The sequence below is a fragment of the Pantoea sp. USHLN298 genome (assembly GCF_037149395.1).
Classification (GTDB): domain Bacteria; phylum Pseudomonadota; class Gammaproteobacteria; order Enterobacterales; family Enterobacteriaceae; genus Pantoea; species Pantoea astica.
In genome coordinates, this window is the sequence record NZ_JBBCRO010000009.1 from 132,002 (window position 1) to 144,673 (window position 12,672).

At 52.8% G+C, this 12,672-nt stretch carries 13 protein-coding genes; 8 read left to right on the forward strand and 5 right to left on the reverse strand.

Translation table 11 applies throughout. From position 1 onward, the window contains the following. Positions 1 to 165: 165 nt before the first annotated feature. The 4 genes from WFK59_RS20950 (at position 166) to WFK59_RS20965 (ending at position 5,381) form a co-directional block, all read left to right on the forward strand. Positions 166 to 2,139: a methyl-accepting chemotaxis protein gene (locus WFK59_RS20950; RefSeq protein WP_233988891.1), complete on the forward strand. Its 1,974-nt coding sequence runs from the start codon at positions 166 to 168 to the stop codon at positions 2,137 to 2,139. 104 nt (positions 2,140 to 2,243) lie between these two features. Further along, positions 2,244 to 3,260 (forward strand): NADPH-dependent aldehyde reductase Ahr, encoded by a 1,017-nt coding sequence (ahr, locus tag WFK59_RS20955; protein ID WP_233988892.1) that lies wholly within the window; start codon positions 2,244 to 2,246, stop codon positions 3,258 to 3,260. Between the two features lie 275 nt (positions 3,261 to 3,535). Further along, positions 3,536 to 4,315 (forward strand): MBL fold metallo-hydrolase, encoded by a 780-nt coding sequence (locus tag WFK59_RS20960; RefSeq protein WP_336757183.1) that lies wholly within the window; start codon positions 3,536 to 3,538, stop codon positions 4,313 to 4,315. Positions 4,316 to 4,358: 43 nt separating this feature from the next. Further along, on the forward strand, positions 4,359 to 5,381 hold the full coding sequence (locus tag WFK59_RS20965) for a GlxA family transcriptional regulator (RefSeq protein WP_336757184.1): 1,023 nt from the start codon (positions 4,359 to 4,361) through the stop codon (positions 5,379 to 5,381). Positions 5,382 to 5,441: 60 nt separating this feature from the next. Here WFK59_RS20965 and WFK59_RS20970 read toward each other — a convergent pair whose 3' ends face one another. After that, positions 5,442 to 5,843 carry an H-NS family histone-like protein gene (locus WFK59_RS20970; RefSeq protein ID WP_233988894.1) on the reverse strand — a complete coding sequence of 134 codons (402 nt, stop codon included), beginning with the start codon at positions 5,841 to 5,843 and terminating at the stop codon, positions 5,442 to 5,444. A gap of 271 nt (positions 5,844 to 6,114) precedes the next feature. Here WFK59_RS20970 and WFK59_RS20975 point away from each other — a divergent pair, with 271 nt between their 5' ends. Next, positions 6,115 to 7,677 carry a sensor domain-containing diguanylate cyclase gene (locus WFK59_RS20975; RefSeq protein ID WP_336757186.1) on the forward strand — a complete coding sequence of 521 codons (1,563 nt, stop codon included), beginning with the start codon at positions 6,115 to 6,117 and terminating at the stop codon, positions 7,675 to 7,677. Between the two features lie 68 nt (positions 7,678 to 7,745). Beyond that, complete coding sequence (locus WFK59_RS20980) at positions 7,746 to 8,195, forward strand: VOC family protein (RefSeq protein WP_336757187.1); 450 nt, start codon at positions 7,746 to 7,748, stop codon at positions 8,193 to 8,195. A 311-nt stretch (positions 8,196 to 8,506) separates the two neighbouring features. On the opposite strand, the gene WFK59_RS20985 is transcribed toward WFK59_RS20980, so the two are convergent. Then, a complete protein-coding gene (locus WFK59_RS20985) occupies positions 8,507 to 8,908 on the reverse strand; it encodes an H-NS family histone-like protein (RefSeq protein WP_233988897.1) in 402 nt (133 codons plus the stop codon). A gap of 1,309 nt (positions 8,909 to 10,217) precedes the next feature. Between WFK59_RS20985 and WFK59_RS20990 the strand changes: the two genes are divergently transcribed. After that, complete coding sequence (locus WFK59_RS20990) at positions 10,218 to 10,385, forward strand: DUF2256 domain-containing protein (RefSeq protein WP_336757189.1); 168 nt, start codon at positions 10,218 to 10,220, stop codon at positions 10,383 to 10,385. Between the two features lie 79 nt (positions 10,386 to 10,464). On the opposite strand, the gene WFK59_RS20995 is transcribed toward WFK59_RS20990, so the two are convergent. From WFK59_RS20995 to WFK59_RS21005, 3 genes are all read right to left on the reverse strand, one after another. After that, complete coding sequence (locus WFK59_RS20995; RefSeq protein ID WP_336757191.1) at positions 10,465 to 10,764, reverse strand: hypothetical protein; 300 nt, start codon at positions 10,762 to 10,764, stop codon at positions 10,465 to 10,467. A 129-nt stretch (positions 10,765 to 10,893) separates the two neighbouring features. Next, positions 10,894 to 11,436: a YfaZ family outer membrane protein gene (locus WFK59_RS21000; protein WP_233988899.1), complete on the reverse strand. Its 543-nt coding sequence runs from the start codon at positions 11,434 to 11,436 to the stop codon at positions 10,894 to 10,896. A gap of 61 nt (positions 11,437 to 11,497) precedes the next feature. Beyond that, positions 11,498 to 11,734, reverse strand: a complete 237-nt coding sequence (locus WFK59_RS21005; protein WP_336757192.1) for a YgdI/YgdR family lipoprotein — start codon at positions 11,732 to 11,734, stop codon at positions 11,498 to 11,500. 710 nt (positions 11,735 to 12,444) lie between these two features. Between WFK59_RS21005 and WFK59_RS21010 the strand changes: the two genes are divergently transcribed. Next, entirely contained in the window at positions 12,445 to 12,651 is a 207-nt protein-coding gene (locus WFK59_RS21010) for a hypothetical protein (protein ID WP_336757193.1), read from the forward strand. The last annotated feature ends 21 nt before the right edge of the window (positions 12,652 to 12,672 follow it).

Below are 12,672 nucleotides of genomic sequence, written 5' to 3' on the forward strand. Positions count from 1 at the left end.
GCTACTGGCGATAACGAACAGGCGTTGAGCGTGCCGACCAGTGATGATTCCGGCCCTCAGCGTTGAGTTCTGAACGCGTACGGACCTGCTTTTAGCCCTCCTTTTTGACACACCAGAAAGCGCTTTTAAGCGCAAAATCCTTCTTATCACAGCGAAAACAATAATATGTCGATGATTAAGGCGATAAAAAAACGCCTGCCTGCCGCCCGCTTTGGGCGCAGCAGCCAGCCTGCGAATGGCACTTTTGATTGTCGTGCGTTGCCGGCATCGCTTGCCGCCGCCGGCCTGAGCAACCGCGCTGGTGGTCTGTTGATGACCTTTGTGCCGCCCGAAGCGGATTTCCAGCGGGTCAGTCACGCCTGGCAGCGGTTTACCTCTGCTGACCTGACGGTGCTGACGCTTTCTTCTAACGGCGCCCTGAGCAGCAGCGGTAAACAGAGCACCTATTGTGACGGTGCCGGCCAGCAAGGCAGCTGGCTCTGGTTACCGGACAGCCTGATTGCGCGGCATGAAACGCACATTATTGACCTGCATGGTCAGGATACCCACACCGCCAGCCAGCGCATCACCGCGATACAACAGGAGCTGGAACGGTTACCGTTGCGGATGCCGCTCTCAGCCGATCGGACCTTTGCGATGATCTACTGCGACGGCCTTTCTGCCTCGGAAGGTTTCCTGATGCAGGCCTGGTACAATAGCGGGCGTTTTCCCTGTCTGGCGATCGGCGGATCGGCTGGCGGTAAAATCAGCTTTGACGGCACCTGGATTGGCGTCGGCGGCGAGATATTACAGGGCAAAGCGGTGATTATTTTTTGCCAGATGGCGGCGGGGAAATCCTTTGCCCCGTTCAAGAGTCAGAACTTCACACCGCTCGATACCAGCTGGTTAATCGCCGAGGCTGACCCGATTGCGCGCACCGTCAGCTCGGTATTTAACCGCCAGGGAGAGCAGCAATCGCTGATTTCTGCGCTCTGCACCCATCTGAACTGCCAGGCGACGCAGCTCACCGAGCGACTACAGGGCCTGACGTTTGGCGTGAAGGTGGGCGACGAATACTTTATTCGTTCGGTTGCCCGAATCGAGTCCGACAGCGTGCGCTTCTTCTGCGATCTGGAGTTTGGCGATCGGCTGTTTCTGATGCAGGAAAAAGATTTTAAACAGGCCACCCAGCAGGAGTGGCAGGCTTTCGCCCGTCAGCACGGCAAACCAGCGGCGATCCTGATGAACGACTGCATCCTGCGTCGCGTCGGGAATGCCGGTCAGTTACATGACGCCCATTTTTTTAAAGGGATTCCGGCGGCGGGGTTCTCCAGCTTCGGTGAGATCCTGGGCGTGCCGATCAACCAGACACTGTCGGCGCTGGTGTTCTTTCATCATGATGTGAAAGCGATGAGTCAGTTCCCGGTGGAGTACGCCGGTTACGCTGCGCACTATGCGCAACGGGCATTACGTCGCTGGGAAGCGCTGAACAGCGTGCAGAGTGGCGTGCTTAACCGGGTCATTAACTATCAGCAGGCGCTGATGCCGCTGATGGAGGCCCTGCCAGTGCTGGAGAGCGCCACGCAAAGTCAGGGTGAAGCACTGAGCGTGGCGGAAAACAGTATTCGTGCCATCAGCGATATTGCTGGCCAGAGCCAGCAGGCGCAGGAGCGGCTCGATGACGGGCTGGACGATCTGGAAAAAATCTCGCATGGGATTAATGAGATCACTCATGGCATCAGTAATATCGCCTTCCAGACCAACATTCTGGCACTAAACGCGGCGGTGGAAGCGGCTCGCGCCGGAGAAGCGGGTCGGGGTTTTGCGGTGGTGGCTGGCGAAGTGCGACGCCTTGCGCACTCGTCCAAAGAGCAGGCAGAAGCCACGGCCAGTAACATCAGTGACGCGGTAACGACAATTTCACGTATCCGCCGGGTGGCCAGTGACAGCGCGCACACCGCTACCCAGATGGCCGCACGCAGCATCAATGCGGCAGACACGCTGGCGACGATGAATCAGCAGACCCGTCATGAGCGCGCCGATATCGCTAAACATCTTGGCAGCCTGCGTGAACTCAGTCAGGGCATGGAGGCAATGCAGGACGCGGTGGCGCAGCTCAGGGTGCTACAGACCCTGTCAGGCGGAAAGGTTAATGGCTGATTAGTAAGCTGAAAAGACAACAAAGTGCGGTGCAAGCGGATCGGCCAGGCAAGCCGGGCCGGCAGTTGTTACACTTGACGGTGATTAACCACGCAGAGGTACCAATGAAAATTAAAAGTTATGCAGCCATGCAGGCTGGTCAGGCACTTGAACTGTATGAATATGACGCTGCTGAACTTGCAGCAGAAGAAGTTGAAGTCGAGGTTGAGTATTGTGGCGTCTGCCACTCTGACCTGTCGATGATCGATAACGAGTGGGGCATTTCTCAGTTCCCTGTTATTGCCGGGCACGAAGTGATTGGACGGGTTTCTGCGCTGGGCGATGCGGCCAAAAACAAAGGTCTGTCGGTGGGTCAGCGGGTTGGCATTGGCTGGACCGCCAAGAGCTGCCAGCACTGCGATGCCTGTATCAATGGTGAGCAGGTTAACTGTCAGCAGGGCAGCACGCCAACCATCATGAATAAAGGTGGTTTTGCTGAGAAACTGCGTGCCGACTGGCAATGGGTTATTCCGCTGCCGGAGAAACTGGACGTCGCCACTGCGGGTCCGCTGCTGTGTGGCGGCATCACCGTCTTTAAACCGCTGCTGATGAGTAATATCACCGCCACCAGTCGTGTGGGCGTGATCGGTATCGGTGGCCTGGGCCACATTGCCATCAAGATTCTGCACGCAATGGGTGCCGAAGTGGTGGCCTTCAGCTCTACGCCAGATAAAAAGCAATCGATTCTGGACATGGGTGCAGATGAAGTGGTGAACAGCCGTGACGCTGAAGCGCTGAAGCAGCAGGCGGGTCGTTTCGATCTGATCCTCAGCACCGTCGCGGTCGATCTGGACTGGAAACCCTATTTCGCGGCGCTGGCACCAAAAGGGAAATTCCATACCGTCGGCGCAGTGATGAAACCGTTCCAGGTCGGTGCGTTTGACCTGATCATGGGTGACAAAGCGGTAACGGGTTCGTCCACTGGCTCGCCGGGTCAGCTGCGTTCGTTACTGAAGCTGGCGTCCCGTGCTGATATCGCACCACAGGTGGAGTTCTTCCCGATGTCAGACATCAATAAAGCGCTGGAACACGTACGCGCCGGTAAAGCCAATTACCGCGTGGTGCTGAAAGCCGATTTCTGATGATCGTGTTATAAAAATTCCTGCCGCAGATAACTGCGGCATTTTTGTTTTGTCCTCTGATTCACCCTTTCCTTCCTGTTGCTGAGCAGCGTCTGAACATTTTTCAGTTGAATTAACCGCACTGCATTCACCAACAGCAGGTTGGCCCGATTTCATCGATCACTGTCCATTGAGCCTGTCACGCCGTCGTCTGTAACCGGGTAAAGTCACATTATCGCAACCACAGCGTTGTCGACGCTGATTGTACTGAACCGAACTTTGACCGGAGCCTGATGATGAAATTAACCCAAGTCCGTAATGCCACACTGATGCTGCACTATGCCGGCAAGAAATTCCTGATTGACCCGATGCTGGCTGAAAAAGAAGCCTGGCCGGGCTTTGAAGGGAGCGCTCGTCCGCACCTGAGAAATCCGATGGTTGAACTGCCGATGCCGGTTTCACAACTGCTGGATGCCGATGCGGTTATTCTTACCCATACGCATACCGATCACTGGGACGAGGCCGCGCAGCAGCAGCTGCCAAAGACCATGATGATTTATACCCAGAACCACAGTGACGCCGATCTGATTCGTTCTCAGGGCTTTCACAACGTTCAGGTCTTGCAGGAAGAAAACCGATTTGTGGATGGCCTGACAATCTATAAAACTGACGGTCAGCATGGCAGTAATGCGCTGTATGCCGACAAAGTGATGGCCGATCTGCTGGGCGATGCCTGTGGACTGGTGTTTACCCATCCGGCCGAAAAAACGCTCTACATTGCTGGTGACACAGTCTGGGTTAAGCCCTATGTGCGAAGCCTGCAACGTTTTCAGCCGGACGTGGTGGTGCTGAATATTGGTAATGCGACCCACGATCTTTATGGCCCGATTATTATGGGTAAAGAGGATACACTGCATACGTTAAACATTGTGCCTCAGGCAACGCTGGTGGCTTCGCACATGGAAGCGATCAACCACTGTCTGCTGACCCGTGCTGAACTGCGTGCTTACACCGAAGAACAGGGCATTGCCGATAACGTGCTGATTCCGCAGGATGGTGAAACCATAACCTTCTGATCGGTCAGAACAGGGCGGTATTGAGATGAATAAGGGGAACGAGATGAGCGCTTTGACGGTGGCGGTGGTGGCAACGGCAGGATTCAGTCCGTTTCACTTTTCGGTTCCCTGCATCCTGTTTGGCTCCGCCCTGCCGCAGCCGGATCTGTTTCAGCTGAATATTTGTGCGGAGAAGCCTGGCGTTCTCCTTTCAGAGAGTGGCCTGTCGATCAATGTGGAGCATGGGCTTGAACTGCTTGATGTGGCTGACATTATTATCGTGCCTTACTGGCATAATCCGGGCGAAAAACCGGCTCAGCAACTGCTTGATGCGCTGACGGCGGCCTGGCAGCGTGGTGCTGAAGTGGTGGGGCTGTGTCTGGGAACCTATGTGCTGGCTTATGCTGGCCTGCTCAATCAGCATCGTGCTGCCACGCACTGGGAATTTGAACGCGACTTCAGTCAACGCTTTCCGGAAGTTCATCTCGACAGTAACGCGCTCTACACTCGTGACAATCGTCTGATTACCTCGGCCGGAACTGCAGCGGGCATCGACTGTTGTCTGGATATCATTCGTCAGCACTACGGCAGCGCCGTGGCCAACCGTGTGGCAAGAAGAATGGTAGTGCCGCCTTATCGTGATGGAGGACAGGCGCAGTTTATCGAGCGTCCGGTTCCTGAAAATACCCGCGACGGTAAAATCAATGCGCTGCTGGACTCACTGCGGCATAACCTTCATCAGCCGCACGATCTCGATTCTCTGGCTCAATCGGCTGGCATGAGCCGGCGAACCCTGACGCGCCATTTTTTCAAAGCGACCGGCATGACGCTGGGGGAATGGCTGCTGGCTGAGCGTCTGCAACGCAGCCAGGAGCTGCTGGAAACCACCGGCATCAGTATTGAAAGCGTGGCTGAGAAAGTCGGTTTCCACTCACCCATCTCTTTTCGCCAGCGTTTTAAACAGCGGTTTGGCGTCACGCCCAGCGAATGGCGACGAACCTTTCGCGGACCGCTGTCAGTGTCGAAAGATGAGAGCGTACAGACATCGGGCCGTCAGGCCACGACGAGCCTAATGCAGGCAAAATAGCGAGCCGGAAAATTCAGCAATCAGGCGCGGCTGAATTTTCCGGAGCGGCATGATCACGGATTAAAGCAGAAAATCATCCAGTGACTGACCGTTATCCAGTGCGGTTTTAATCGGTGAAGGCGTACGACCCTGCCCGGTCCAGGTTTTCATCTCGCCGTTTTCATCGCGATAGTGATATTTGGCTGGCCGCTTAGCGCGTTTTTTGCGTCCATCCGTGCCCGAAGCCAGGCCAGTCGTCAGCTCGGTCAGGCTGATACCGTCTTCCAGCAGCAATTCCAGGTACATCGCCATTTTTTCAGCTTTCTCGCGCGCTTCGGCCGCCTGAGCCTCTTCGGCTTCGCGCCGCTCCCTGACCACAGTCTCTAATTTTTGCGCCATCTCTTCCAGAACCTCCAGATCGACATTGCGCGACTGGGCTCGCAGGGTCCGGATGTTATTCAGGCTGCTCAGGTTGTCACTCATAAAAAAAGTCCTTCAATACACAAATTAAACAACAGTACAGATTCACTGTAAGCGGTAAGGATAACATGTATCCCGCTGATTTTTGAAGAGTTGTGGTCGGATGAAGCCTTAAAATGAGCAACCCTGGCGAGGCAGAATAGGTTTTAACCGCGATGGGTCAAAAGATGGAGGGGGCGATGAGAATACTCTACGCCGCACAACAGTGATATTTGCACTTTTGCCCCCGGTTAACTGTGCTTAACTCAGTTAAAGGGTTTGAATAAGGACAGGCATGAAGTTTCGCAGGAAAAATGCGGCGCCAGCGCCAAAGATTTCGCCGCTACTCAGAAGCATCACCTTATCAGGCTTGCTGCTCACGGTGGCCGTTATCGCCATTAATATCTGGACGCTGCGTGAAGACTGGCGTGCCGCCGTGAGTCAGGCGGAAGAAATGGCGGTCAATCTGTCGCTGTCACAGGCGCGTCAGGCGGAAGATACTTTTCTGCAGACCGAGCTGTCGTTGCGCGAAGTTCAGCGTGAGCTGGAGACGCAGATAGCAGCAGGTCAGGTGGATGGCGATGCGCTGAGTAAGACCATGCGTGTTTTGCAAAGTCGCCTGCCGCAGCTGCACGGCTTGTTCTATTACGATGCGCAGGGCAAATGGATCGCGACCTCAATGAGCACGACGCCCGTCGGGATTAATAACTCCGATCGTGAATACTTCCGCTATCACCGCTCTACTCTGCGTAACAGCGTACATGTCGGGCCGGTGATACGCAGTCGCAGCACCCAGGATCGGGTGATACCGGTGTCGCTGCGCGTCAATGACAGTGCCAGCGGGTTTAATGGCGTCTTACTGGCTACCATCAAAGTGGACTATTTTCGGCGCTTCTACAGCTATTACGAGCTGGGCGCGCGCGACGTATTGGTACTGATGCTGGCAGACAGCACGGTGCTCTATGCCCGTCCGATGCCGGACAGCTACATTGGTAAAAATCTCTCCTCCAGCCCTCTGTTCCGCAGCATGCTGGCCACTGCCGATCAGGGTAGCGGGCAGTGGAAAGCGGCGCTGGATGGCGAAAACCGTATCTTTGGATTCGCCCGATCTGAACGTTATCCGCTGATTGTTGCCGCTGGCTATGATAAATCCACGCTGTTCACCCGCTGGTTAAAAGGCCGGGGGCAGGATGTGATGTTAAGTCTGGCGCTGCTGGCGGTCATTCTCTCGCTGAGCGTTTTTTTGCTGCGCCAGGCGCGTCACACGTTGCGCTACCAGCGTGAACTCACCCGGCTGCGTGATGAACTTACCGCGGCGAATCTTTCACTGGAGAGCCTGGCGCACAGTGATGGCTTAACCGGCGTGGCCAACCGTCGCTACTTTGACCGGATGCTGAATGAAAGCCTGCAGCAAGCCCGCGTCAGCGGTCAGCCGGTTTCTCTGATCCTGATCGATATCGACTATTTCAAGCATTACAACGACACCTATGGGCATGTGGCTGGCGATGAATGTCTGAAAACCATCGCGATGATACTGAAAAACTTCGCAGCGGGTGAGAATGAGTTACCTGCGCGATATGGCGGTGAAGAGTTTGCGATCGTTTTGCCGGGTTATACCCTGGAAGAGACGCTGAAACTCGCCAGGTCGATCGTTGCCACGGTTTATCAACTGGAGATCCCTCATCTTACCAGCGGTCTGGCGGCAAAACGGGTGACGCTCAGCGCTGGCTGTGCCACTCAACGCATTAACCCCGGGCCAGAGACGTTGTCAGATCTGATTGAGCGTGCCGATGAGGCCTTGTATCGCGCTAAGCGACAAGGGCGAAATCGTGCGGAGTGCGAAAAGCCAGCCGGTTAAGCACCGCTGAACACGTCCAGATTCGCTTCTGTGGCATGGTGGTAGCTCAATATTTTCAGGAGGTGACAATGTCAAAGGATACGGGATTCAGCCATCTTGCTCTGCAGGTCCGCGATCTGGAAAAAAGCATCCGGTTTTATCAGCGTTATGCCGGGATGCAGGTTATTCATCACCGCGAGCCCGGCGTTGCAGAAGCGCAGAAAGTGGCGTGGCTGTCAGATTTAACCCGGCCGTTTGCGCTGGTGCTGGTGCAGTCAGAACGCTGCGAAGATACGCCGCTGGGGCCGTTTGGTCACATCGGTGTCGCCTGCGCCAGCCGGGAAGAGATCGATGCCAGAGTTGAACAGGCACAGCAGGAAGGGGTTTTACGCCGCGCGGCGCAGGAATCGGGTGCTCCGGTCGGATACTGGGCGTTTTTCGCCGATCCCGATGGCAATACGCTTGAACTCTCATACGGTCAGCAAATTGGAATGGAAATAATAATGGCGCGCAATGCAGCAGTGGAAGGAGAGAATTAACCCTGCAGCAACGCTGCCTGTTACCGTAACGTCATGAGTTGCGAGAAAGGCAGAGAATGGTCACTGGGTGATCCTGTCTCTTGCCGGGCGGAGGAGAAGGGCAGGGGATAATCAGCACAGTGCGATAATTCCGAGGCTGTGCAGTTAACATGATGACACATTCTCATCGCTACATTCATCCAGGCTCTCTTAATTAACCTCCTTTTCAGAGAGTCAGGTTAATCAAATACTGTCTGAATATGGCGCGATGTGTTAACAGTAAATCCGCCCGGCCAGCGCCGGACGGATTACCTTCGGGCGGTACGCTGCTATTAAATCAGGAAGTCATCCAGTGACTTACCATTTTCAATCGCAGATTTGATCGCAGAGGGAGTACGTCCCTGACCGGTCCACTGCTTAACTTCGCCGTTTTCATCGGTGTACTGATATTTGGCCGGGCGAGGCGCGCGCTTTTTCTTCTCAACCGGCGCTGACTGCATACCATTTAACAGTTCGTTAGGATCGATGCCTTCCTGCAGCAACAGTTCGCGATATTTAGCCAGTTTCTCAGCCTTCTCACGATTTGCAGCTTCTGAAGCCTGCGCCTCTTCACGACGCTCACTAACAACAACAGTAAGTTTTTCCAGCATTTCTTCCAGGGCAGCAAGATCGAGTTCGCGAGCGTTGGCGCGAAGGGTACGGATATTATTCAAGCTGCTGAGAGTGTCACTCATCAAAGTCACCATAGTCATGTTCAGATAATAAAATACAGAGCGGGTTCACGCTGATGCTTTTCGTCAGACCTGCTTTTTAAAATGCTTGCCTTCGAAGAATCTCAATACTGAACCAATAGTTCAACTCTGACATATTAATCGTTTTTCATGGCAGTTGAAACTGTAATTAACGTGCAATAACCTGGGAATCGTAAATGAACTTACACTTTTCTGCTCAGTGGCTCAAAAAGTCAAAAAAATGCAGCACTTTTCATCCGTAAGTTAAATCAGCCTGAACGGGGTTATTCCTCGCGGTACGCCAATTCCCTGGCGCGTCATACACGGTTTCAGGACCCGTTATCAATCGGCAGAGAGATAAAATTCATCGGGATATCATGTCATGTGAAACAGGATATGTGAGCTTTGTTAAGCGTGATAATTACGTACTAAAGTATTGATCCGCTATCAACCACAATTTCCTGCTGTGATATTCGGACCATTGGATGAATAACTTATCTTTTTGATTCACTTCTTCTTTCAGAATCACTGGCCGGTAAAAAGTGGATGCAGGCTACAATTCGGTGCTTCACACTCTCAACCGGTTGGGTTAAATGTCATTGGCGTTCGGCAGATCTTCCGTTTTCCTATTCCAGTTAAAGTAAACAGGGGTCAGACTCACGATGATTTGCAAATGGTCATCCAGGGTAATAATAACGATCGGTTCCGTGGTTGAGCTGGGCTTATATATGAACGATAAATCATCAAACGCCGATTATTGACGGTATGCGATGACATTATTGCATTAAACGCATTAAACTTTTCTTCGCAGGACGGAATCTGACAGCCCTATTTCGCTGCCGGAAGGGACGTTATCCGCTAAACTGCCACAATGCTGAACAGTCCCGGTGCGGTATAAAAAGGGGCGTTCTGAAGTCAATGACCGGTATGACGGCTGCGTAATGAGACTGTTTATATAGCGCGGCGGTTCGTTTTTGTTAGCAAATTAAAGCGTGATAACGGCGCGGTTTAACCTGAAATTTTATGCCAGTCGTCGCGTGAATAGCGCTCTGTATGCGGCCATTTAGCCAGGCAGGGAACAGAAATCTGCAAAGCCGGCGCCCGGGACTTCCGCTATAAAGATCATTCAGCCACCAGGCGACAACGGTTCATCAGGTGCTGTTTATATGGCAAGGCTTGCCGTGTTAAGTGCCAGAAAACACGCTGAAAAGCGCTATTCTGCGGCTGATGTGAGTCTGTCGTTGCACAGAGCTCTGAAGGCATAAAAGCGCTGACACGTTTGACTCTGGCATTCTCTGAGGAGGCTATTCAGATGACCTTTAAAGGAAATAAAAAAAATTTACCGGTCCGTTACTGCAAAACCTGCAATAAGCCTATGGTGTGGCGTAAAAAATGGGAAAAGTGCTGGGATGAGGTGCAGTATTGTTCCGAGCGTTGCCGGCGTCAGCGCCGCCCGTTGCCCGTCGATCGTCAGCCTTGATCATGATGGCGGGCAGGAATGGCCTCAGCCGCGGTCTGAACGGTTAATTCAGCCTGAACCAGACCGCGCCCTGCCTTTACTACTGAACCAGAATCTGTTGCCAGCCTTTTTTGAACATACAATCTTTCACCAGTATCTCCCGCTGTGCTTCATTGGCATCGCGAGTCGAATAATCGGTATCGGTGGTTTTGTACTTGCTGTCTTTTGAGGTGTATTTGCCGCTGACAATGTTATCAGGCGGCAATTCCCGCAGGGCCTGAGCCTGACAAGCGGTCTCCGCCCTGATTTTCTGTTGTTCGGTTGCATCAGGTTTAACCCATTTGTACTCAGCGCATCCGGACAACGTGAGGGTGATGAACAGCAGAAATAACGTTTTCATAATTGTGTCTCAGCGATATTAATCCTGTTTCCGGCCGGTAATATTGTGCGTTATCGGCCGGGGAGCATCTGAAGCGAGGTCCTTTTTACGGGGAAAGATTACGGACCTCTGTTAGCGAGCGGTTGATACTCAGAAAGTGATGCCACCGCCAACGAAAGGACCTTCAATCAGCGTATGGCCAGGCCGTCCATCTTTACCGTCAACGCCGGCGTAGCGATAACCCGCTTTTAACATCAGCGGTGTAATGGGTGACCAGCGAATACCCCCTTCAGCTTCAACAAAGTTTTTTACACTGTTAGTGAAATGTTCGGGAGCAGAATAGCCTTCGCCATACAGGGCAAAATTTGCGGGCAGATTAAGCGTTGCACCGCCACCAATCGGAAAGGCAATGCCGTTATCCCCTTTTTTGCCGCCAATGTAAGTCGCTTTTAACCCGGCTGACAGCATGACAGGTCCTAATTCCAGGTTATAACCGGTGCCGGCCTGTCCAATCTGAGCGCCATCCCGGGTGTTTTTGATCCACTGGCTATCGAGATAAATCCCGCTGGAAGATTTGCCAATTTCAGCGTTGAGGCCGGTAAAGTTTTTACCCTGTTCGGCGGTCAGGCCAATAGCCATCGCTGACGACGAGGCAAACAACAGTACGCTGATGCCAATCAAAGCCTTTTTCATGTCAGTAATTCCTGATGTAATTATGGCTGCTTTGCAGTCTGGTTTTTAAGTGAATAATGACCTATTTTTCAACAATCTCTTTCACATCCTGCTGCTGCAGCTGATGTGTATTTCCGTCGCTATCTTTATAAGATATCAGGCCGGTCTCTTTGTCTTTGGCCGGTTTTCCGTGCGTAGGAATCATATGTCCATCGCGTGTCGAGATAACGTAATTGCCTGAACAGGCAGAAACCATCATCGCCGTAGTGAGAAGAAAGATGATGCCTGCTGTTTTCTTGCCTGATACTGAGACGTTCATTGTGATTCCCTGATTTTTTGTTAATGACGACCGGTATTATCGGTACTGCGCATTTTCACATCTGCTAATTAAACCGGTCCGTAATGGTCCGGTTTTAATTGTTTTTAGGCTCCGTGAGTTGATCTCAGTCATTGTTGATTTGAAAAAGGATTTACTTAACGGCCGCAGCACGAAAGGGTTTGCCGGCAATAAGCTGTACCCGGTATGAATCTGATTGAGGGTGAAAAATGTGTCTGCGCCTCACCGTTGTTCAACAGCCAGATCATTTTTGCTACACATATCCATTCGCCTGGCTGTTCTTTTTATCAGCGAATCTTGCCGCATTTTATGATCCTGACGCGCAGCCTTGCTGACGAGTCATCACGTCTCGGTCTGCTGACTTATTCAGCACGCCAGCCTGCCTTTCACCATGCGGTTCCGGCGACGCGGGGGCATTGATGACCCGCGGGTTTTAAGATTTCTGCCAGCATCATTTCTTTACGTATCTCCTTAAAATAGCGCTCGCTTAGCGCTGCGGTTAACACCTCAGACGCTGTCAGCCAGACTGGAATCTGCGTCTCTTGCTTCAGAAAGTGATTTCAGACACTTCTGTTCGCTGATGTCTGTCGGTTCGTCATGCTGAGGGTAACCTCAGGCAGATACGGCGGGCGAACAGCCCATGTGATGCGGAAACCGATTTTGCGCGTTATCGCTAAAGGTTAAGGACAGATATGCACACTCAGAATCCCGATCGGACCATCAGCGTCACTTCCTTCCAGGAGGCCGTCAGGCTGCTGGAGCAGGGGAGCCATTCCCGCATCCAGCTGAACTGGGATATCTCTGGTGATGAGTTTTTTCGGCTGGTCGATCTGGTGAAGCAGACCGCTGGCATGGAGATTGAACAACAGAAGGATGGCTTCTGGCTGAAACAGCAATAACAGGGGGCTTCCTCCGGGACT

Bases quoted from the DNA above. Each gene is read 5' to 3' on its own strand.
- WFK59_RS20950 (WP_233988891.1), top strand. From the start codon at position 166: ATGTCGATGATTAAGGCGATAAAAAAACGCCTGCCTGCCGCCCGCTTT.
- ahr (WP_233988892.1), top strand. From the start codon at position 2,244: ATGAAAATTAAAAGTTATGCAGCCATGCAGGCTGGTCAGGCACTTGAA.
- WFK59_RS20960 (WP_336757183.1), top strand. From the start codon at position 3,536: ATGAAATTAACCCAAGTCCGTAATGCCACACTGATGCTGCACTATGCC.
- WFK59_RS20965 (WP_336757184.1), top strand. From the start codon at position 4,359: ATGAGCGCTTTGACGGTGGCGGTGGTGGCAACGGCAGGATTCAGTCCG.
- WFK59_RS20970 (WP_233988894.1), bottom strand. From the start codon at position 5,843: ATGAGTGACAACCTGAGCAGCCTGAATAACATCCGGACCCTGCGAGCC.
- WFK59_RS20975 (WP_336757186.1), top strand. From the start codon at position 6,115: ATGAAGTTTCGCAGGAAAAATGCGGCGCCAGCGCCAAAGATTTCGCCG.
- WFK59_RS20980 (WP_336757187.1), top strand. From the start codon at position 7,746: ATGTCAAAGGATACGGGATTCAGCCATCTTGCTCTGCAGGTCCGCGAT.
- WFK59_RS20985 (WP_233988897.1), bottom strand. From the start codon at position 8,908: ATGAGTGACACTCTCAGCAGCTTGAATAATATCCGTACCCTTCGCGCC.
- WFK59_RS20990 (WP_336757189.1), top strand. From the start codon at position 10,218: ATGACCTTTAAAGGAAATAAAAAAAATTTACCGGTCCGTTACTGCAAA.
- WFK59_RS20995 (WP_336757191.1), bottom strand. From the start codon at position 10,764: ATGAAAACGTTATTTCTGCTGTTCATCACCCTCACGTTGTCCGGATGC.
- WFK59_RS21000 (WP_233988899.1), bottom strand. From the start codon at position 11,436: ATGAAAAAGGCTTTGATTGGCATCAGCGTACTGTTGTTTGCCTCGTCG.
- WFK59_RS21005 (WP_336757192.1), bottom strand. From the start codon at position 11,734: ATGAACGTCTCAGTATCAGGCAAGAAAACAGCAGGCATCATCTTTCTT.
- WFK59_RS21010 (WP_336757193.1), top strand. From the start codon at position 12,445: ATGCACACTCAGAATCCCGATCGGACCATCAGCGTCACTTCCTTCCAG.